This window comes from Streptomyces sp. NPDC034086, assembly GCF_055575515.1.
Genome location: NZ_JBVISM010000004.1, coordinates 321005 through 342169, shown reverse-complemented (window position 1 = coordinate 342169; position 21165 = coordinate 321005). Strand labels below are relative to the sequence as shown.

The following is a 21165-nucleotide window of genomic DNA, read 5'->3' as shown; positions in this document are numbered from 1 at the left end:
GCCACGAGGGTGGCGTTGCATCGGCTCTACCAGGCCTCGGTACCCTTCGACCGGCGACCGAGCCATCCCTGCGCCCGACCGGGCCAGAAAAGAAATTCAGCGAGGAGCGAACTGCGTGACCGCCGACACGTCCGTGCCTTCCAGCGCGCTGCTGTCCGGAGCAGACCGGGACGGCTCCAACTACACCGCGCGGCACCTGCTCGTCCTCGAAGGCCTCGAGGCCGTCCGCAAGCGCCCCGGTATGTATATCGGCTCCACCGACAGCCGAGGCCTGATGCACTGCCTCTGGGAGATCATCGACAATTCCGTCGACGAGGCCCTGGGCGGCTACTGCGACCACATCGAGGTGATCCTCCACCACGACGCCTCCGTCGAGGTCCGCGACAACGGCCGCGGCATCCCGGTCGACGTCGAGCCCAAGACCGGCCTCTCCGGGGTCGAGGTCGTCATGACCAAGCTGCACGCCGGCGGCAAGTTCGGCGGGGGCTCGTACGCGGCCTCCGGCGGCCTGCACGGCGTCGGCGCCTCCGTGGTCAACGCCCTGTCGTCCCGCCTGGACGTCGAGGTCGACCGGGGCAGCTCCACCCACGCCATCAGCTTCCGCCGCGGCGTCCCCGGGCTCTTCGCGGACCAGGGCCCCGACAGCGCCTTCGACCCGGCGAGCGGGCTGCGCAAGGTCAAGCGGATCCCCAAGGGCAGGACGGGCACCCGGGTCCGCTACTGGGCCGACCGCCAGATCTTCCTCAAGGACGCCCGGCTCTCCCTGGAGACCCTCTACCAGCGCGCACGCCAGACCGCCTTCCTCGTGCCCGGCCTGACCATCGTCGTCCGCGACGAGCGGGGCCTCGACGGCGCGGGCAAGACCGAGGAGACCTTCCGCTTCGACGGGGGCATCAGCGAGTTCTGCGACTACCTCGCCCAGGACAAGGCCGTCTGCGACGTGCTGCGCCTGACCGGCTCGGGCACCTTCAAGGAGACCGTCCCGGTCCTCGACGACCGCGGCCACATGACCCCCACCGAGGTCACCCGCGAGCTCGGCGTGGACATCGCCCTGCGCTGGGGCACGGGGTACGAGACCAACGTCAAGTCCTTCGTGAACATCATCGCCACCCCCAAGGGCGGCACCCACGTCTCCGGCTTCGAACGCTCGGTCACCAAGACCGTGAACGAGGTCCTGCGCTCCGCGAAGCTGCTGCGCGTCGCCGAGGACGACGTGGTCAAGGACGACGCCATGGAGGGCATGACGGCGGTCGTCACCGTCCGGCTCGCCGAGCCGCAGTTCGAGGGCCAGACCAAGGAGGTGCTCGGCACCTCCGCGGCCACCCGGATCGTCGCAGCCGTCGTCGCCAAGGAGCTCAAGGCCTTCCTGACCTCGACCAAGCGCGACGACAAGCAGCAGGCCCGCGCCGTGATGGAGAAGATCGTCGCGGCCGCCCGGACCCGCATCGCGGCCCGCCAGCACAAGGAGGCCCAGCGCCGCAAGACCGCGCTGGAGTCCTCCTCGCTCCCCGCCAAGCTGGCCGACTGCCGCAGCGACGACGTGGAACGCAGCGAGCTCTTCATCGTCGAGGGCGACTCCGCGCTCGGTACGGCCAAGCTCGCGCGGAACTCCGAGTTCCAGGCGCTGCTGCCGATCCGGGGCAAGATCCTCAACGTCCAGAAGTCCTCGGTCTCGGACATGCTCAAGAACGCCGAGTGCGGAGCGATCATCCAGGTCATAGGAGCCGGCTCCGGCCGCACCTTCGACATCGACGCCGCCCGCTACGGCAAGATCGTCCTCCTCGTCGACGCCGACGTGGACGGCGCGCACATCCGCTGCCTGCTGCTCACGCTCTTCCAGCGGTACATGCGCCCGATGGTCGAGGCGGGACGCGTCTTCGCGGCCGTGCCGCCGCTGCACCGGATCGAGCTCGTCCAGCCCAAGAAGGGCCAGGACAAGTACGTCTACACGTATTCGGACAACGAGCTGCGCCAGACCCTGCTGGAGTACCAGCGCAAGAACATCCGGTACAAGGACGCCATCCAGCGCTACAAGGGCCTCGGCGAGATGGACGCGGACCAGCTGGCGGAGACCACGATGGATCCCCGCCACCGCACCCTGCGGCGCATCAACATCGGCGACCTGGACTCCGCCGAGCAGGTCTTCGACCTGCTCATGGGCAACGAGGTGGCCCCGCGCAAGGAGTTCATCACCGGCTCCGCGGCGACCCTGGACCGCTCGCGCATCGACGCCTGACCCCTGCGCGGTACCGGCCGGCGGCGGCCGGTACCGCGCAGGCGCAAACGGCGTTCCGGCACACCGGTGCCCCTCGCCCCATCACCTGAAGGGGTGAAGAGCACCGGTACATCAGTCCGGAAACCGACCAACCGGCACATCCTTGTGGGCACGCGGCCAATGCGGCGGCGGACAAGGAGAGTTCGGTGGACAAGCACGAAGGCCGTGATGCCGGAACGATCCGGCTGGACGACCCCTGGTACGACGCGCTGGCCGTGGGCTGGGGCGAGGGATCGGACACGGTCCCGGCCCAGGTTCCCCCGCCTCCCGGAGACCGGGCCGCGCCCGGCGCGTCCGACATCTACCTGGAAGTGCAGCGCAGCGCCGCCTTCCAGGAGGTCCGCGGCCGCTACCGCGGGTTCGTCGTCCCCGCGACCGCCGGCTTCTTCCTCTGGTACGTCGCCTACGTGGTCGCCGCCACCGCGGCACCCGGGTTCATGGCCCGGCCCGTGGCCGGCGCGGTCAACGTGGCCCTGCTGGCCGGCCTCGGACAGTTCCTCAGCACCTTCCTGCTGACCTGGGCCTACGCCCGGCACGCGCGGCTGCGCCGCGACCGGGCGGCGCTCGACCTGCGCTGGACCGTCTTCGAGCAGGAGCGCGTACAGGAACGCGCACAGGAACGGGACCAGGAGCGCGCGCGGGGACGGGCTCCCGCGCGCGAGCGGGAGCACGGGCGGCCGCGGACGGCGACCGGCCATGAGGAGGAGGACGCGTGAGCACCGAGCACCAGACCCTCGCGCTGATCCTCTTCAGCGCCTTCATCGCGGTCACCCTCGGCATCACCACCTGGGTCAGCCGCAACCGGCACGGCTCGGCCGAGGAGTTCTACGCGGGCGGGCGGCTCTTCTCCCCCCTGGAGAACGGTTTCGCCATCGCGGGCGACTACATGTCGGCCGCCTCCTTCCTCGGGATCTCCGGGCTGATCGCCCTCTTCGGATACGACGGCCTCCTCTACTCCGTCGGCTTCCTCGTCGCCTGGCTGGTGGTCCTGTTCCTGGTCGCCGAACTGGTCCGCAACTGCGGCCGCTTCACCCTCGCCGACGTGGTCGCCGCGCGGATGAGCGAGCGGCCCGTCCGGATCGCCGCCGGGACCTCCTCGGTGGTCGTCTCCGTGCTGTACCTGGTCGCGCAGATGGTCGGAGCGGGCACTTTGGTGGGCCTGCTGCTCTCGGACGCGGGCCCCGCCGCCCGGACCCTCACCGTGATCGGGGTGGGCGCGCTGATGGTGGTCTACGTGACCTTCGGCGGGATGCGGGCGACCACCTGGATCCAGATCGTCAAGGCGGTGCTCCTGATGGGCGGGGCCCTCGCCCTGACCGTGCTCGTCCTGCTCCGCTTCCACGGGAACGTCGACCAGCTCCTCACCGGAGCCGCGGAGCGCAGCGGGCACGGGGCGCGCTTCCTGAGTCCCGGCCTGAAGTACGGAGGGGACTGGACCGCCCGGATCGACTTCATGAGCCTCGGTCTCGCCCTGGTCCTGGGCACGGCCGGGCTGCCCCACATCCTGTCGCGCTTCTACACCGTGCCGACCGCGCGGGCCGCCCGCCGGTCGGTGGTGTGGGCGATCGCGCTGATCGGCGGTTTCTACCTGATGACCGTCGTCCTCGGTTTCGGGGCGGCCGCACTGGTGGGTCCGGACGAGGTGCGGGCCTCGAACGCCTCCGGCAACACGGCCGTGCCGCTGCTGGCGGCCTTCCTCGGCGGCGGCGCCGGGTCCACCGGGGGCGCTGTGCTGTTCGCGATCGTGTCGGCCATCGCCTTCGCGACCATCCTCGCCGTGGTCGCCGGGATCACCCTGGCCTCGTCGGCCTCCGTCGCGCACGATCTGTACGCCTCCCTCAGGCGCCGGCACGCCAGGCAGCGCAGCGAGGTGGCCGTGGCCCGGGTCGCGGCCGTGGGGATCGGGGCGGTGGCGATCGCCCTGGGCCTGCTGGCGCAGGACCTGAACGTGGCCTTCCTGGTGGGGCTCGCCTTCGCCGTGGCGGCCTCCGCCAACCTCCCGGTGCTGCTGTACTCGCTGTTCTGGCGGGGCTTCACCACGCGGGGGGCGGTCTGGTCGGTGTACGGCGGACTGGTTCCGGCGGTGCTGCTGGTCGTCCTGTCACCCGTCGTCTCCGGAAGCCCCGAATCCCTGTTCCCGGGCGTCGACTTCCAGTACTTCCCGCTGCAGAACCCGGGGATCGTCTCGATCCCGCTCGGGTTCCTGGCCGGCTGGCTGGGCACCGTCACCTCCGCGGAGGAGGCGGACGAGCGCAAGCACGCGGAGACGGAGGTCCGCTCCCTGACGGGGGCCGGTGCGGTGTGAGCCGCCCGTGCCCTAAGCGGTGTCCGGCGGGCGCCAGGCGTAACGGTGTTCGGGGCGGCCGGTCTCGCCGTAGCGCAGGGCCAGGGTGACGCGGCCGGCACGGTCCAGCAGCTTCAGGTAGCGCTGCGCGGTCTGCCGGCTGACGCCGGCGCGGTCGGCGATCTGCTGGGTGGACAGGGGGCCTTCGGCGGCGCGCAGCACCTGCCGGACCAGCTCCGCGGTGGTGGGGGAGTGGCCCTTGGGCAGTTCGTTGGGGGTGTCGGCCGCGGCGAGGGCGCCGAAGATCCGGTCGACCTCCGCCTGTTCGGCCTCGCCGCCGCCGGAGAGGGAGCGGCGCAGGGAGGCGTAGGCCTCCAGCTTGGCGCGCAGGCCGGCGTAGGTGAACGGCTTGACCAGGTACTGGAGGGCGCCGAGCCGCATGGCCGCCTGGACGGTGGCCAGGTCCCGCGCGGCCGTGACCATGATCACGTCGGTGTGGTGGCCCAGCTGGCGCAGTCGGCGCACCAGGTCGAGGCCGTTCCCGTCGGGGAGGTAGTGGTCGAGGAGAACCAGGTCGACCGGGCGGGCGGTGAGGAAGCCGAGGGCCTCGGCCGCCGAATGCACCTCGCCTGACACCTGGAAACCGGGAACCTTCGCCACGTACGCCGCGTTGATCCTGGCAACACGCATGTCGTCGTCGACGACCAATACGTGGATCGGGGTCTCGTTCATCGCAGGGCCTCCGGGAGTACGACGGAGAACTCCGCCCCTCCGTCCGCTGCTTCACCGGCCCGGGCGCTGCCGCCCTGCCGCTCCGCGAGGCGGCGTACGAGGGCCAGCCCCAGCCCGCGCTCGCGGTGGGCCCTGGGCTGCTTGGTCGACCAGCCCTCGGTGAAGACGTCCTCGCGCCGGCCGGCGGGGATCCCGGGACCGCTGTCGCGCACCCGCAGGACGGCGGTGCGTCCCTCCGCGCGGATGTCGACCTCGACCAGGGGCGCGGCCGAGCCGGCCGCCGCGTCCATGGCGTTGTCCACGAGATTGCCGAGGATCGTGACGAGGCCGCCGGGGTCCACCAGGCGGTCGGGGAGGAGGGCGGCCGGGGCGAGGCGCAGCGCGACGCCGCGTTCGGCGGCGACGGTGGCCTTGCCCACCAGCAGGGCGGCGAGCAGGGGGTCGTGGACCTTCTCGGTGACCTGCTCGGCCGTGGTGCGGTGCACGCCGACGACCTCGGTGACGAAGGCGACGGCTTCCTCGTGCAGTTCCAGTTCGAGCAGGCCGAGGAGGGTGTGGAGACGGTTGGCGTGTTCGTGGTCCTGTGCGCGCAGGGCCTCGATCAGGCCCTTGGTGGAGTCCAGTTCGCGGCCCAGACGCTCCACCTCGGTGCGGTCGCGCAGGGTGGCGACGGCTCCGCCGTCCGCGGTGGGCATGCGGTTGGCGACCAGGACGCGCGGGCCCTGGACGGTCAGCAGGTCACGGCCGGTGACGCGGCCGGTCAGGACGTCGCTGGTGCGGCCCGCGCCCAGCACCTCGTCCAGCGGCCGGCCGGCGAGGGTGTCCGCGCTGTCCTCGGGGAGGCCCAGCAGCCGGGCGGCCTCGTCGTTGACGAGGCGCACCCGGTCGTCCGGATCGAGGGCGATCACTCCTTCCCGGATGGAGTGCAGCATGGCCTCGCGCTCCGCGAGGAGGCCCGCGATATCGGAGAAGGCCAGGTCGCGGGTCTGCCGCTGGATCCGGCGGGAGAGCAGGTAGGCGGCCAGCGCGCCGGCGGCCAGGGCGCCGCCCGCGTGGGCGAGGAGTCCGGGGATGGCGCCGAGCAGCCGGTCGCGGACGCTGTCGTAGGCGATGCCGACGGAGACGGCGCCGACGACCTCCCCGTCGGCGGCGACGAGGGGGACCTTGCCGCGGGCGGAGCGGCCCAGGGTGCCCTCGTCGATCTCCATCACCTCGTGGCCCGCGAGGGCGTCGCCGGGGTCGGTGGAGACGGGGCGTCCGATGCGGTCGGCGCTGGGGTGCGAGCGGCGGATGCCGTCGAGGTCGATGACGACGACGTACTCGGCCCCCGTCGCCGTGCGGATCCGTTCGGCGGCGGACTGCACGGGGCTGTCCGGCGAGGGCCGCGACCGCAGGAGGTCGGCGGCCAGGGACGGGTCCGCCGCCGCGCTCTGGGCGATGGCCAGGGCCCGCCGCATCGCCTGGTCGTCCAGCTGGCGGCCCAGCGGGGCCAGGAAGAGGCCGGTCGCCAGGACGGCGACCCCCGCCGCGATGGCCAGCTGGGTCAGCAGGATCTGTGAGACGGCCCGTCTGGGCAGCCCGAGGCGCCGAGAGCCCGTGGGGAGGAACCGCATGACTAGCACGGTAGGCGGGCGGGGGAGGAAGCGGAATTTCCCCGGTCTATGAGAAGGCCCACCCGGAGGCGGCGCGTCCTCGCGATCCCCGGGCCGGGGGCGCGGTCGGCCGGACGGTGCCCCCGGCCCGGCGGCGTCCCGAGGGCGGCGCCGCGGGCGTCAGGGCAGCGGGCGGGGCGGGCGGGGGCCCGTGTAGTGCCCGCTCGGGCGCATGCGCAGGGGGCGTTCCCGGTACTCCTCCAGCGCGTGCGCGATCCAGCCCGCCGTCCGCGCGACCGCGAAGACCGTCTCCCCCGCCTCGGGGGTCATCCCGCAGGACACCGTCAGTACCGCCAGAGCCAGGTCGACGTTGGCGTGCAGCCCGTGCCGGGCCATCACCGCCGCCACGTCACGTGCCGCGCCGAGCGCCGGGGCGGCCTGGGGGAGCGCTTCCAGGCGCCCGAACAGGGCCCGGGCCCTCGGGTCCTCGCCCCGGTAGAGCCGGTGGCCGAGCCCGGGCACCGGGCGACCGGCGCGCAGGTGCTCCGCCACCACCGGCGCGGCGCCGCCGCGCTCCAGCACCTCGGCCAGCATCCGGTGGGCGAGCCGCCCGGCCGCCCCGTGCAGGGGGCCCTCCAGCGCGCCGAGCCCGGCCGAGACGACCGCGTACGGATGGGCCCGCGCCGAGGCGGCCACCCGTACCGCCAGGGTGGAGGCGGCCAGGTCGTGGTCGACCAGCAGGGCCAGGGCCAGGTCCAGGGCGTCGACCGCCGCCGGATCCGGCTCCCGCCCGGTCAGGCGCGGCCACAGGGCGCGGGCGAGCCGCCCGTCGGCGTCCCGGCCGGCCTCCCGGGGCGACGGCCCGGGCAGGGCGCCGACCAGCGTCGGGATCAGGCAGCGCGCGGAGCCCAGTACCGCCTCCTCGGACAGGTCGAAGCGCAGCGGGTCCACCACCGCGGCGGCGGCGACCGCGACCCTCAGCCGGTCGAGGGGCCCGCTGTGCCCGGGCAGCGCGGCCACCGCCCGCCGGGCGGCGGCGAGCGCCTCCGGGGGAGCGGTGAACCGGGCGCCCCGCGGCAGGGCGCCCGTCCAGAGCCACTCGGCGACCTCCTCGAAGGGGTAGGCGGAGGCCAGTTCCACGGCGTCGACGCCCCGGAAGAAGTACCGGTCGTCCTCGATGAGGGTCAGCGAGGTGCGCACGGCGAGCTCCCCGGCGGGGACCGCCGCCTCCCGCCGGCTGCGCCTCGCCAGGGCCTCCACCTCGCGGGCGTCGAAGGTGCTGCCCCGCCCGACCGCGTCGCGCCGGCTGCCGAGCTGGCCGCGGCTGACGTACGCGTACACGGTCGCGGGCTTCACTCCGAGGAGCTGTGCCGCCTCGCGGGTGGTCAGCCGTCGCTCGGTGCCGGTCGCGGCGGGAGGGGCGTCGCCTCGGTCGTCGCTCATGACACCCACCCTACATAGGTTGATCAGATCAATATTGACATCGATCCAGTCAAGGATGGATGGTCGATCCATGAACACCACCGTCGAAGTACCTCGCGGTCTCGCGGGAGTCGTGGTCACCGGGACCCAGCTCGGTGACGTCCGGGGCCGTGAGGGCTTCTACCACTACCGGCAGTACTCGGCCGTCGACCTCGCCGCGAGCCGCACCTTCGAGGACGTGTGGCACCTGATGTTCCGCGGCGCGCTCCCCGCGGACCTCGCCGAGCGGGCCGCCTTCGCCGCCGAGACCGCCCCGCTGCGCCACCTGCCCGCCGAGGTGCGGGACGCCCTCCCCGCCCTCGCCCGTGCCACCGCCGCCTCCGGGCCGCTCTCCGGACTGCGCACCGCGCTCTCGCTGCTCGGCGCCCGCTCCGGCTTCCGGCCGGTCTACGACCTCGACCCCGCCCGCCGCGCCGCCGACGCCCTCGCCGCCTGCGCCGCCGTACCCACCCTGCTCACCGCCCTGTACCGGCTGGGCCGGGGCCTGGAACCCGTCGGACCGCGCGACGACCTCCCGTACGCCGCCAACTACCTGTGGATGCTCACCGGCACCGAACCCGACCCGGTCCGGGCGCGCGCCGTGGAGCGGTACCTGGTCTCCACCGTCGACCACGGCTTCAACGCCTCCACCTTCACGGCCCGCGTCATCGCCTCCACCGGTGCCGATGTCGCGGCCTGCCTCACCGGCGCGATCGGCGCGCTCTCCGGCCCCCTGCACGGCGGCGCGCCCAGCCGGGCCCTGGACACCCTGGACGCCATCGGCACCGTGGAGCGCATCGGTCCCTGGATCCGGGAGCGGGTCCTGGCCGGGGACCGGATCATGGGCTTCGGCCACCCCGTGTACCGCACCGAGGACCCGCGCTCGCGGATGCTGCGGGAGATCGCCCGGCAGTTCGGCGGGCGGCTCGTCGACTTCGCCGTGGAGGTCGAGCGGCAGGTGGAGGAGATCCTCGCCGAACTCAAGCCGGGCCGTGAACTGCACACCAACGTGGAGTTCTACGCGGGCGTGGTCATGGAGCTGTGCGGGCTGCCGCGCGAGATGTTCACGCCGACCTTCTGCGCGGCGAGGGTGATCGGCTGGAGCGCCCACGTCCTGGAGCAGGCCGCCGACTCGAAGATCATCCGCCCGGCGGCGCACTACACCGGCCCGACCCCGCCGCAGCCGGTACCCGTACCCGCCTGAGGCCGGCCCGGGCTGGCTACGATCGTCCGGATGAACAGCGTCCAGCCCATCCCCGTCGTGGTCCTCGCCGGATTCCTCGGCTCCGGCAAGACCACCCTCCTCAACCACCTCCTCGGCAACCGGGGCGGCACCCGCATCGGGGTCGTCGTGAACGACTTCGGCTCGATCGAGATCGACGCGATGTCGGTGGCCGGACAGGTCGGCGACTCGATGGTCTCCCTCGGCGGCGGCTGCCTGTGCTGTGCGGTCGACGGCAGCGAACTGGACGCGTACCTGGACAAGCTGGCGGCGCCCGTCCACCGGATCGACGTGATCGTCATCGAGGCCAGCGGGCTCGCCGAGCCCCAGGAGATGATCCGGATGCTGATCGCCAACGAGAACCCGGCGATCCGCTACGGCGGTCTGGTGCAGGTCGTCGACGCGGCGGAGTTCGACCGGACCCGGGCCGCGCACCCCGAGACCGACCGTCACCTCGCCGTCGCCGACCTGGTGGTGCTCAACAAGACCGACCGGGTGGACCCCGCCGAACGTTCCCGGATCGAGGGGGAACTCGCCGCGCTCTGCGCCCCGGGGACGCCCGTGGTCGGCGTCGACCACGGGCGCGTCGACCCGGAGATGCTGTTCGACCGCCGTCCGTGGGCCGAGACGCGCGGGCAGCTCTCCTTCGAGGACCTGATCGCGGAGGCGGCCCAGGACCACGACGGCGATGACGACGCCCACGCCGGGCACGCGCACGCCCGCTACGAGAGCGTCGAGTTCACCTCCGACCAGGCCCTCTCCCCGCGCCGGCTCATCGACTTCCTCGACCGGCGCCCGGCCGGCCTCTACCGGATCAAGGGGTTCGTCTGGTTCGGCGTGCCCGGCCACGAGGAACGGTACGAGGTCCACGCGGTCGGCCGCTTCCTGCGGTTCGGCCCCGGCCCCTGGGGGCGGGGGGAACCGCGCCGCACGCAGCTCGTCCTGATCGGCGCCGGCATCGACGGGCCGGGCCTGCTGCGCGAGCTGGAGGCCTGCCGCGAACCGGCCCCGCACGAGGCCCGCCCCGAGAGCATGTGGGCGGTCCTGCGCTACGTCCCCCGGCCGGCGCCGGCCGAGCCCTCGGACCCCTTCGCGCCGGAGGACGGCTTCGCGCCGGAGGACCCGTTCGGCTGCGAGGACCCGTTCGCGCCGGACGGGGACCCCTCCGCGCCGGACGGGGACTCCTCCGCGCGGGAGCAGTGAGTGCCGGGCCCGGGCCCCCCGCTTCAGGCCACCTCGACGCCGTACTCCCGCAGCAGGTCCGCGAGGCCGCCCCGGTAGCCCTTGCCGCCGATGACGAACTTCCAGTCGCCGTTGGGGCGGCGCCGGAAGGAGCCCAGCACCAGGGCCGTCTCGCCCGCCCGGCCGTCGGAGACCTCCAGCTGGTCGATCTCCGCGCCCGACGCGTCCAGCAGCCGGATCCGGGCGTCGGTGAAGCCGGCCAGGTCCGCGTCCGGATTCACCTGGGGGTCGACCGCGGCCACCAGCACCAGGCGGTCGGCGCGCTGCGGGAGGGCGTCGAAGCCGACCTCCACGGCCGCCTTGTCCGGGGCGGAATGCGGGCGTGAGCGCACCGAACCGTCCGGGGTGCGGGGATTGTTGAAGAAGACGAAGTGGTCCTCGCTCAGCACCCGGCCGCCCTCGCAGACCAGCGCGCACACGTCCAGGGCCACACCGCCCGACCAGGTCATGCCCAGCAGGTTGCGGTCCGCGGGGACGGGAGGCAGCCCGGCCGCGGCGGGCGTGGCGGTCGGCCCCGGGGAACCGGCCGGCCCCTCGGCAGCGGCCCGCGGCGGGGAAGCGGCGCTCCGCTGGGCCGGGACGGAGCCGCCGCCGAGGCGCCCCCGCAGGCCGTACCGGTGCAGCAGCTCCACCAGGTCCGCGCCGGGAACCAACTCCAGCGGCTTGCCGTTGGCGAAGGTGTACGACCCGGGTCCGAAGGACGAGGTGGTGACCAGCACCCCCTTGTTCGCCCCCGCGTCCTGGACCGTGCCGTACAGGTCCCGTACCGCCGCCGGCGGCACGGTGTTGCGATAGCGCTTGACCTGCACCACGATCCGCCCGCCCCGGATCGGGGCCGGGTCCAGCGCCTCGACGTCCACACCGCCGTCGCCGGACCGCTGTGTGGTCACCGCCTCCATGCCCATCGCCCGGAAGAGTTCGGCGACCAGGTTCTCGAAGGCGATCGGGTCCATCAGGAAGAGGTCGGGTTCCTCCTCGCCGCCCCCGGTGTGCCCGCCGTGGCTGACGACGCCCCCGCCGACCTCGTCCGGCCGGCGGCCCGCCCGGACGGCCGTCAGCTGGTCCGGCCGCGCCGACAACTGCCCCCGCAGCCCCTCGGTCAGACAGTCCACCGCGCTCACCTGCTCCAGCCGCAGCCCGGAGAAGGCGGTGCGCGCCGCCTGCACGGCCCCCAGGACGATCCGGGCCTCCCGGCCCGTCACCGGGTCGTGGTCGTCCACGAAGCCGTTGACCACCACCGAGTCCAGGGCGCCGAACTCGTCCGCCGCGTACAGCTCGCGCGGTACCAGCAGCAGGCACTGGGCCAGCACGTCCCGGTACAGCGCCCGGCGCTGCGTCGCCGGACGGGCCGTCTCCCTGTCCTGGTCCGTGCTCGGCACGTACCGCACGGACTTCACCTCGGGCACCACCTCGTACCGGGGCAGCTCCCAGTCCAGGACCAGCTGGCGCGCCGCGGGGTCGTACGCCGCCGACACCTGGCGGGGCAGCTCCCCGGGCCACGCGGTCGAGGCGTACAGGGCCGCCGAGAAGTACTCCACCACCGCGTCGGGCTCTCCCGCGCGCAGGGCGCCGGCCAGTTCGGTGAGGCCGTCGTTGTGCCGGCGGATGCCGGCGAGCTGCTCCGCCGCCCACCGGTCGTACTGCTGCCGGTACGCCGCCAGCCGGCGCAAGCGGTCCTGTTCGGCGGCGTGCGCGGCCTGCCAGGCCCGCGTGTACCGGTCGTGGGCCTCCCGCTCCGCCTGGGCCCGGCCGCGAGAGCCGAGGGTCCAGCCGCCGCCCTGCTGCTGGAACTGCGCCAGCTGCGGCATGGGTACGGGGTGCGCGAGGGCGCCGGGGTCGAAGGGCGGGAGCTGCTCGGCCCGCACCAGGGAGGCCATCCGGAACGCCGGTGCCCGGCAGCCCGAGGCCAGCAGCCCCCGCAGCGCCTCCACCCGCGCGTCCAGCTGCTCGGTACGACGCCGCGCCTCGGCCTCACGGTGCTGCCGGTGGGCGGCCTGCTGCTCGCGCCGGTCCCGGGCCGCCTCACGCTCGTACGCCCGCTGCCGGCGCTCCGCCTCCCGCATCTGGATCAGCTGCGTCTGCTGCTGCTGTCGCTGGGCCTCGGCCCAGACCCCGATCATCCCGCTGGACCGACGACTCATCGGCTCCGCTCTCCCCCCACCCGCGTGTACCGGGAAAACAGTAGTGGGCGGGCGGGGCGGGCGGCCCGGCGAACGCCGACGTCCACCCGCTCCGCCCGCCCCCGTCACACGGCTACAGCGCGGCGCCCGCCAGCGACTCGACGTCGGCCGGAAGCGCCGTCCCCGAGCCGTCGCGACGCGGGTCCGGGGCCGGCAGGGCGGCCGGAGAGCCGTTCTTCGAGGCCGCCCGGACCGGGGCGTTGCCCGCCCAGGCCAGCGTCAGCGTGTCCTCGCCCTTCAGGAAGCGCTGGCAGCGCACGCCGCCGGTGGCCCGGCCCTTGCGCGGGTACTGGTCGAAGGGGGTCAGCTTGCCGGAGCGCACCGAGTCGTCCAGCGTGCCGTGCGAGCCCGCCACGGTGAACACCAGGGCGTCCCGGGCCGGGTCCACCGCCGAGAAGTGGATCACCTTGGCGTTCTCCGACAGCTTGATGCCCGCCATACCGCCCGCCGGGCGCCCCTGGGGGCGGACCTGGCTCGCCGGGTAGCGCAGCAGCTGGGCGTCGTCGGTGATGAAGACCAGGTCCTCCTCACCCGTGCGCAGCTCGACCGCGCCGACGACGCGGTCGCCCTCCTTGAGGGTGATGACCTCCAGCTCGTCCTTGTTCGCCGGGTAGTCGGGCACGACCCGCTTGACCACGCCCTGTTCGGTGCCCAGGGCCAGGCCCTGCGAGGACTCGTCCAGCGAGAGCAGGCAGATGACCGTCTCGTCGGCCTCCAGCCCGGAGAGGAACTCCGCGACCGGGGCGCCGCCCGCCAGGTTCGGCGCGGCGTGCGTGTCCGGCAGCTGCGGCAGGTCGATCACCGGGAGGCGCAGCAGCCGCCCGTACGAGGTGACCACGCCCACCTCGGCCCGGGCGGTCGCCGCGACCTGCGACACGATCACGTCGTGCTTGGCCCGGGGCCCGCCCTCCTGCTCGGGAAGCGGCTCGCCCGTCACGGTCCGCGCCAGCAGGCCCGTCGAGGACAGCAGCACCCGGCACGGGTCGTCCGCGACCTCCAGCGGAACCGAGCCGACCGCCGTGGCCGCCGACTCCAGCAGGACCGTACGGCGCTCGGTGCCGAACTTCTTCGCGACCGCGGCCAGTTCGGTGGAGACCAGCTTGCGCAGCTCGCTGTCGGACTCCAGGATCCCGGTCAGCTCGTCGATCTCGCCGGTCAGCCGGTCGCGCTCGGACTCCAGCTCGATCCGGTCGAACTTGGTGAGCCGGCGCAGCGGGGTGTCCAGGATGTACTGGGTCTGGATCTCGCTGAGCGAGAACCGCTCCATCAGCCGGGCCTTGGCCTGCGCCGAGTTCTCGCTGTCCCGGATGAGCCGGATGACCTCGTCGATGTCGATGAGCGCGACCAGCAGGCCCTCGACCAGGTGCAGGCGGTCGCGGCGCTTGGTGCGGCGGAACTCGCTGCGGCGCCGGACGACCTCGAAGCGGTGGTCGAGGTAGACCTCGAGCAGCTCCTTGAGGCCGAGCGTCAGCGGCTGCCCGTCCACCAGGGCCACGTTGTTGATGCCGAAGGACTCCTCCATCGGCGTCAGCTTGTAGAGCTGCTCCAGCACCGCCTCCGGGTGGAAGCCGTTCTTGATCTCGATGACCAGGCGCAGGCCGTGCGAGCGGTCGGTGAGGTCCTTGACGTCCGCGATGCCCTGGAGCTTCTTCGAGCCCACCAGGTCCTTGATCTTCGCGATGACCTTCTCGGGGCCCACCGTGAAGGGCAGTTCGGTGACGACCAGGCCCTTGCGGCGCGCCGTCACGTTCTCCACGGACACCGTCGCGCGGATCTTGAACGTGCCGCGGCCGTTCTCGTACGCGTCCTTGATCCCGGAGAGCCCCACGATCCGGCCGCCCGTCGGCAGGTCCGGCCCCGGCACGAAGCGCATGAGCGCCTCCAGGTCCGCCTGCGGGTGGCGGATCAGGTGGCGGGCGGCCGCGATGACCTCGCCCAGATTGTGCGGGGGCATGTTCGTGGCCATGCCGACCGCGATCCCGGACGCGCCGTTGACCAGCAGGTTCGGGTAGGCGGCGGGCAGCGCGACGGGCTCGCGCTCCTGACCGTCGTAGTTGGCGGTGAAGTCGACCGTGTCCTCGTCGATCGACTCCGTCATCAGCGACGTGGCGTCGGCCATCCGGCACTCGGTGTAACGCATCGCGGCCGGCGGGTCGTCGTTGCCGAGCGAGCCGAAGTTGCCGTGGCCGTCGACCAGCGGCAGCCGCATCGAGAAGGGCTGGGCCATGCGCACGAGGGCGTCGTAGATCGACGCGTCGCCGTGCGGGTGCAGCTTGCCCATGACCTCGCCGACGACGCGGGCGCACTTCACGTACCCGCGGTCGGGCCGCAGGCCCATCTCGTTCATCTGGTAGACGATGCGCCGGTGCACCGGCTTCATCCCGTCCCGGGCGTCCGGCAGGGCGCGGGAGTAGATCACGGAGTAGGCGTACTCAAGGAAGGAGCCCTGCATCTCATCGACGACGTCGATGTCGAGGATCCTCTCCTCGAAGTCCTCCGGCGGCGGGGTCTTCGTGCTGCGGCGGGCCATCGCTGCGCGGCTCCTTAACCAAGGTTCGGGTGTACTGGGTGGATCTGGCGGGGTTGACGCGGACCATTGTGGCCCGACGCACCGACAACGCGGACTCCGACCCCGGGGGTCCCCCTTACGGAGTCGGGGGAGTGACCCGGGAACTTCTCCGGCCGTCGGTGCGCTTGCATACAGTGGCAGGTCTGACAGAAATCTCTGCATCGCGATCGAAGGGACCACATGCCCATGGGTCACACGGCCACAGCTCAGGCCGGCTCCGGCGGCCTGACAGCGACCGAGCACCGGCTGGCCAACGGCCTGCGCGTGGTGCTGTCCGAGGACCACCTCACTCCGGTCGCCGCCGTCTGCCTCTGGTACGACGTCGGCTCGCGCCATGAAGTCAAGGGGCGGACCGGTCTGGCTCACCTCTTCGAGCACCTGATGTTCCAGGGTTCGGCGAGCGTACCGGGCAACGGCCACTTCGAGCTCGTCCAGGGCGCCGGCGGCTCCCTCAACGGCACCACCAGCTTCGAGCGCACCAATTACTTCGAGACCATGCCGGCGCACCAGCTGGAACTCGCCCTGTGGCTGGAGGCGGACCGCATGGGCTCGCTGCTGGCCGCCCTGGACGAGGAGTCCATGGAGAACCAGCGCGACGTCGTCAAGAACGAGCGCCGCCAGCGCTACGACAACGTTCCGTACGGCACCGCGTTCGAGAAGCTGACCGCCCTCGCCTACCCGGAGGGCCACCCGTACCACCACACCCCGATCGGCTCGATGGCCGACCTGGACGCCGCCTCCCTGGAGGACGCGCGCAACTTCTTCCGTACGTACTACGCGCCCAACAACGCCGTGCTGTCGGTCGTGGGCGACATCGACCCCGAGCGGACGCTCGCCTGGATCGAGAAGTACTTCGGCACCATCCCGGCGCACGACGGCAAGCAGCCGCCGCGCGACGGCACGCTCCCCGAGATCATGGGCGGGCAGCTGCGCGAGGAGATCGTCGAGGAGGTCCCGGCGCGCGCGCTGATGGCCGCCTACCGCCTGCCGCACGACGGCACCCGCGAGTGCGACGCCGCCGACGTGGCCCTGACCGTGCTGGGCGGCGGCGAGTCCTCCCGCCTGCACAACCGCCTGGTGCGCCGCGACCAGACGGCCGTCGCGGCCGGCTTCGGCATGCTGCGGCTGGCCGGCGCGCCCTCGCTGGGCTGGCTGGACGTCAAGACCTCCAGCGGCGTCGAGGTGCCCGCCATCGAGGCGGCCGTGGACGAGGAGCTCGCGCGGTTCGCCGCCGAGGGCCCGACGGCCGAGGAGATGGAGCGGGCGCAGGCGCAGCTGGAGCGCGAGTGGCTGGACCGGCTGAGCACCGTGGCCGGACGGGCCGACGAACTGTGCCGCTTCGCGGTGCTGTTCGGCGACCCGCAGCTGGCCCTGACCGCCGTCCAGCGGGTGCTGGACGTCACCGCCGAGGAGGTGCAGGCCGTGGCCGCGGCCCGGCTGCGCCCCGACAACCGCGCGGTACTGGTCTACGAGCCGCTGGCCGGCGCCGAGGCCCACGAGACCGAGCAGCACGACGAGAACGAGGGGGCGGAGCAGTGAGCGACACCGCAGCCGTCACGATGACCTTCCACCCGCGGCCGCAGGCCGGCGAGGCGAAGCCGTGGGCCTTCCCGGCCCCCGAGCGCTCCACGCTCCCCAACGGCCTCACCCTGCTGCGCTGCCACCGCCCCGGCCAGCAGGTGGTGGCGGTCGAGGTCAACCTCGCCGCCCCGCTGGACGCCGAGCCCGAGAACCTCGACGGGGTGGCCACCATCATGGCCCGCGCCCTGTCGGAAGGCACCGACAAGCACTCCGCCGAGGAGTTCGCCGCCGAGCTGGAGCGCTGCGGCGCCACGCTCGACGCGCACGCCGACCACCCCGGCGTGCGCGTCTCACTGGAGGTCCCGGCCTCCCGGCTGCCCAAGGCGCTCGCGCTGCTCGCCGAGGCCCTGAGCGCGCCCGCCTTCGCCGACGCCGAGGTCGACCGCCTGGTGCGCAACCGGCTCGACGAGATCCCGCACGAGCTGGCCAACCCGCAGCGCCGCGCCGCCAAGGAGCTCTCCAAGGAGCTGTTCCCCGCGACGCTGCGCATGTCCCGCCCGCGCCAGGGCACCGAGGAGACGGTCGCGCGGATCGACGCCGGGGCCGTACGCGCCTTCTACGAGGCACACGTACGCCCCTCCACCACCACCGCGGTGGTGGTCGGCGACCTGAGCGGCATCGACCTGGACGCCCTGCTGGCGGACACCCTGGGCACGTGGACGGGTGACACGGCCGCGCCCCGCCCCGTCCCGCCGGTGACGGCCGACGACCGGGGCCGCGTGGTCATCGTGGACCGGCCGGGCGCCGTCCAGACGCAGTTGCTGATCGGCCGGATCGGCCCGGACCGGCACGACATCGTCTGGGCGCCGCAGGTGCTCGGCACCTACTGCCTCGGCGGCACCCTCACCTCCCGCCTGGACAAGGTGCTGCGCGAGGAGAAGGGCTACACGTACGGCGTGCGGGCCTTCGGGCAGGTGCTGCGTTCGACCGCCGACGGCAAGGGCGCCTCGATGCTCGCCATCAGCGGTTCGGTGGACACGCCCAACACCGGTCCCGCGCTGGAGGACCTGTGGAAGGTGCTGCGCACCCTCGCGGAGGGCGGACTGACCGACGCCGAGCGGGACGTGGCGGTGCAGAACCTGGTGGGCGTGGCCCCGCTGAAGTTCGAGACGGCCGCCTCGGTCGCCGGCACGCTCGCCGACCAGGTGGAGCAGGAGCTGCCGGACGACTACCAGGCGCGGCTGTACGCGCGGCTGGCCGAAACCGGTACGGCGGAGGCCACTTCGGCCGTGGTGAGCGCCTTCCCGGTGGACCGTCTGGTCACCATCCTGGTGGGCGACGCCGCGCAGATCGAGGAGCCCGTGCTGGCCCTCGGGATCGGCGAGGTCACCGTCGTTCCCAACTGAGCGGCGCACGGCCTGAGACGGGCCGCGACCGGCCCCGTTTCCAGGGGGCTTCGGCGGAACATCCGCCGAAGCCCCCTTTGTCCGTTTGGTGGAGTGGCTGCGTGTATGCGGTGTGGCGTACGCAACAAAAGCGCTCGTGTGTTTGGCGATTGACTGATGATCCGCCTAGCGTCGGCGGTGCTGTTCGTCAGTTCGTACCCGCCGCAACCGCGGCACCGGACAGCGATCGCCGAGTCCCCGTCAGGCGCGAGCCTGGGGAGCCGGGGACCCACATGCGTCCCTGGGGTGAATCGGACCCCCTCGCAAGAGGAGGCCCGTAGGAGACCTTCCTGCTCCGAACCCGTCAGCTAACCCGGTAGGCGAGAGGGAAGGAAAGGATCACCCCCTTCATGGCGTTTGGCAGTCGTGCCGCCGGCTCCGGCAAGCACCGTGGTTCCAGCCGTCTGAGCCGCAAGACCGCCGGCTACGCCGGCATCGCCGCCCTCGCCACCACGGGCGTCGTCGGCACCCTGGCCGCTCCGGCCTTCGCGGCGGACAACAGCGGTGCTCCGTCCATGGAGGACACCGGTCAGAACTCGATCGTCGTCGCCGACGGTCTGCAGGACGACATCGAGGTCCAGGCCGAGTCCCAGCAGCGCGCCGCCGAGGCCGTCGCCGCGCAGGCGCAGGCCGAGGCCGAGGCGAAGCAGCGGGCCGCCGAGGCCAAGCGTGCCGCCGAGGCCAAGGAGAAGGCCGAGCGCGAGGCCGCCGAGAAGGCCGCCCGGGAAGAGGCCCGCAAGCGCCTCAACACCTTCGTCTCCCCGATCGAAGGCTCGTACGTCAGCACCCAGTACGGCGCCGGCGGCGGCATGTGGTCCTCCGGCAGCCACACGGGCATCGACTTCCACGCGGACTCCGGCACCTCCGTGCGCGCGGTGGGCGCGGGCACCGTCGTCGAGGCCGGCTGGGGCGGCGCCTACGGCAACAACGTCGTGATCCGCCACAACGACGGCACGTACACGCAGTACGGCCACCTGAACTCGCTGAGCGTCTCCGCCGGCGAAACGGTCACCCCGGGCCAGCAGATCGGCCTGTCGGGCTCCACGGGCAACTCCAGCGGCCCGCACCTGCACTTCGAGGCCCGCACCGGCGCCACGTACGGCACGGACATCAACCCGCTGGCCTACCTGCGCAGCCACGGCGTGGGCATCTGACCCGCAGCGCTTCACCGAAGAAGGCCCCGGCTCACCGAGCCGGGGCCTTCTTCGTCGTTCCCTTATTCCGCCGCCGCCGCCGCTGCCGTCGCCGGCCGGGCATCGATCGTTTCGGATTTCCGGGCCCGCTCGGAAATCACCGCGTGGTGCAATAGAGTCGCAGCACGGCCACGATAAACCGAACCGAAACCCAGCGGAGGTCCGGCCTTGCGTATTCCGGCGCACGCGGTGTGCACAGCGATTCGCGACGACATCGTCTCCGGATTCTTCGGGCCGGGCGGCCGGCTCACCGAGGAGGTGCTCGCCCGCCGCTACGGGGTGTCGCGCGTCCCGGTCCGCGAGGCGCTGCGGACCCTGGAGTCCGAGGGCTTCGTCACCACCCGGCGGCACGCCGGGGCCTGCGTGGCCGAACCGACCGAGCAGGAGGCCGCCGACCTGCTGGAGCTGCGGACGCTGCTGGAACCGCTCGCCGCCTCCCGGGCCGCCCGGCGGCGCACCGACGGCCACCTGAAGGTGCTGCGCGGGCTGGTCAGGCTGGGCCGGGAGCGGGCCGGCCGGGGCCGGGGGGAGGACCTGCGCGCCCTGGGGAGCTGGTTCCACGAGACGCTGGCCCAGGCCTCGGGCAGCCCGGGGCTGATCGCCCTGCTGACGCAGACCCGGCACAAGATCGCCTGGCTGTACGTGGTGGAGGCCCCCGCGCAGCCCGTGGAGTGCTGGGCGGAGCACGGCGCGATCGTGGACGCGGTCGCGCGCGGGGACGCGGAGCGGGCCGGCGCCCTGACCGCGCTGCACGCGCAGAGGACGGCCGAGGCGTACCGGCCGAGGGTGAGGAATCCGCAACCTGCCGTCAACACGGCGAGCGCTCCGCATTAACACTTCCCGTATACAACGGAGGGATATCCGGGCGGTCCGTGCGATGCGGGATTTCCCCGGATTTCCCTTTCGGTATTGGTGCGCCGCGCTCCGGTTCCCTCGCGTCGAATTCGGAATTGCCCGGAGGTACGGAAAAGGCCCCGCCGTCATGCCGGCCGCCGCCGCGTCGACGTGGCCGGGGGCGCGGGAAAACGCGGAAGCCGCGTTCCCCGGCGTGGTGGGCGGGGACCGCGGCTTCCGGCTTACCGGACCCAAGGGGTCAGACGGTCTCGGGGAGCTCCTCGAGGCCCTCGGCGACCAGCTTCGCGAGGCGGTCGAGCGCGACGTCGGCGCCCTCGGCGTCGGAAGCAAGGACGATCTCCTCGCCGCCCTGGGCGCCCAGGCCCAGGACCGCCAGCATCGACGCGGCGTTGACGGGGTCGCCGCCCGCCTTCGCGATGGTCACCGGGACGCCGGAGGCGGTCGTCGCCCGGACGAAGATCGAGGCGGGACGAGCGTGCAGGCCCTCGGCCCAACCGACGTTGACGCGGCGCTCTGCCATGGTGATGCCCTTCAGGTTCTTGCGGTTGTCTAGACCAGTCTCTCACGCCGTCCGGAATGCTCGGGGCCGCCCTT

The 21165-nt window shown here is 73.0% G+C and carries 15 protein-coding genes and 1 riboswitch; of the genes, 9 read left to right on the top strand and 6 right to left on the bottom strand.

The window, feature by feature from the left end; translation table 11 throughout:
* The first annotated feature begins 115 nt into the window (after positions 1-115).
* The 3 genes from ACZ514_RS14245 (at position 116) to ACZ514_RS14235 (ending at position 4580) form a co-directional block, all read left to right on the top strand.
* Positions 116-2236 carry a DNA gyrase/topoisomerase IV subunit B gene (locus ACZ514_RS14245; RefSeq protein WP_469124813.1) on the top strand — a complete coding sequence of 707 codons (2121 nt, stop codon included), beginning with the start codon at positions 116-118 and terminating at the stop codon, positions 2234-2236.
* A 185-nt stretch (positions 2237-2421) separates the two neighbouring features.
* Positions 2422-2991: a DUF485 domain-containing protein gene (locus ACZ514_RS14240; protein ID WP_469124812.1), complete on the top strand. Its 570-nt coding sequence runs from the start codon at positions 2422-2424 to the stop codon at positions 2989-2991.
* Entirely contained in the window at positions 2988-4580 is a 1593-nt protein-coding gene (locus ACZ514_RS14235; RefSeq protein WP_469124811.1) for a solute symporter family protein, read from the top strand. Before ACZ514_RS14240 ends, ACZ514_RS14235 begins: the two co-directional genes overlap by 4 nt.
* Before the next feature lie 12 nt (positions 4581-4592).
* Here ACZ514_RS14235 and ACZ514_RS14230 read toward each other — a convergent pair whose 3' ends face one another.
* From ACZ514_RS14230 to ACZ514_RS14220, 3 genes are all read right to left on the bottom strand, one after another.
* A complete protein-coding gene (locus ACZ514_RS14230; protein ID WP_468170788.1) occupies positions 4593-5291 on the bottom strand; it encodes a DUF7342 family protein in 699 nt (232 codons plus the stop codon).
* A complete protein-coding gene (locus tag ACZ514_RS14225; RefSeq protein WP_468170791.1) occupies positions 5288-6904 on the bottom strand; it encodes a sensor histidine kinase in 1617 nt (538 codons plus the stop codon). Before ACZ514_RS14225 ends, ACZ514_RS14230 begins: the two co-directional genes overlap by 4 nt.
* Before the next feature lie 159 nt (positions 6905-7063).
* Positions 7064-8326 carry a citrate synthase gene (locus tag ACZ514_RS14220; RefSeq protein WP_469124810.1) on the bottom strand — a complete coding sequence of 421 codons (1263 nt, stop codon included), beginning with the start codon at positions 8324-8326 and terminating at the stop codon, positions 7064-7066.
* A gap of 55 nt (positions 8327-8381) precedes the next feature.
* Between ACZ514_RS14220 and ACZ514_RS14215 the strand changes: the two genes are divergently transcribed.
* Together ACZ514_RS14215 and ACZ514_RS14210 are read left to right on the top strand one after the other, a co-directional pair.
* Positions 8382-9548 carry a citrate synthase/methylcitrate synthase gene (locus ACZ514_RS14215; protein ID WP_469124809.1) on the top strand — a complete coding sequence of 389 codons (1167 nt, stop codon included), beginning with the start codon at positions 8382-8384 and terminating at the stop codon, positions 9546-9548.
* A gap of 30 nt (positions 9549-9578) precedes the next feature.
* Entirely contained in the window at positions 9579-10769 is a 1191-nt protein-coding gene (locus ACZ514_RS14210; RefSeq protein WP_469124808.1) for a CobW family GTP-binding protein, read from the top strand.
* A gap of 23 nt (positions 10770-10792) precedes the next feature.
* Here the strand turns inward: ACZ514_RS14210 and ACZ514_RS14205 are convergent, their stop codons facing one another.
* Both ACZ514_RS14205 and ACZ514_RS14200 read right to left on the bottom strand, forming a co-directional pair.
* Positions 10793-12949 (bottom strand): restriction endonuclease, encoded by a 2157-nt coding sequence (locus ACZ514_RS14205; RefSeq protein WP_469124807.1) that lies wholly within the window; start codon positions 12947-12949, stop codon positions 10793-10795.
* 112 nt (positions 12950-13061) lie between these two features.
* Positions 13062-15518, bottom strand: coding sequence for a DNA gyrase/topoisomerase IV subunit A (locus ACZ514_RS14200; protein ID WP_469124806.1), 2457 nt, complete (start codon positions 15516-15518; stop codon positions 13062-13064).
* Between the two features lie 225 nt (positions 15519-15743).
* On the opposite strand from ACZ514_RS14200, the gene ACZ514_RS14195 reads away from it, so the two are divergent.
* From ACZ514_RS14195 to ACZ514_RS14180, 4 genes are all read left to right on the top strand, one after another.
* Positions 15744-17096, top strand: a complete 1353-nt coding sequence (locus ACZ514_RS14195; RefSeq protein WP_467892838.1) for a M16 family metallopeptidase — start codon at positions 15744-15746, stop codon at positions 17094-17096.
* Positions 17097-17116: 20 nt separating this feature from the next.
* A complete protein-coding gene (locus ACZ514_RS14190) occupies positions 17117-18484 on the top strand; it encodes a M16 family metallopeptidase (protein ID WP_468171031.1) in 1368 nt (455 codons plus the stop codon).
* 217 nt (positions 18485-18701) lie between these two features.
* Positions 18702-18861, top strand: a riboswitch (cyclic di-AMP (ydaO/yuaA leader).
* A 12-nt stretch (positions 18862-18873) separates the two neighbouring features.
* Positions 18874-19677, top strand: coding sequence for a M23 family metallopeptidase (locus tag ACZ514_RS14185; protein WP_468170809.1), 804 nt, complete (start codon positions 18874-18876; stop codon positions 19675-19677).
* A 207-nt stretch (positions 19678-19884) separates the two neighbouring features.
* On the top strand, positions 19885-20550 hold the full coding sequence (locus tag ACZ514_RS14180) for a GntR family transcriptional regulator (RefSeq protein ID WP_469124805.1): 666 nt from the start codon (positions 19885-19887) through the stop codon (positions 20548-20550).
* Positions 20551-20809: 259 nt separating this feature from the next.
* Here ACZ514_RS14180 and ACZ514_RS14175 read toward each other — a convergent pair whose 3' ends face one another.
* Positions 20810-21091, bottom strand: coding sequence for an HPr family phosphocarrier protein (locus ACZ514_RS14175; protein WP_361598842.1), 282 nt, complete (start codon positions 21089-21091; stop codon positions 20810-20812).
* Positions 21092-21165: the final 74 nt, after the last annotated feature.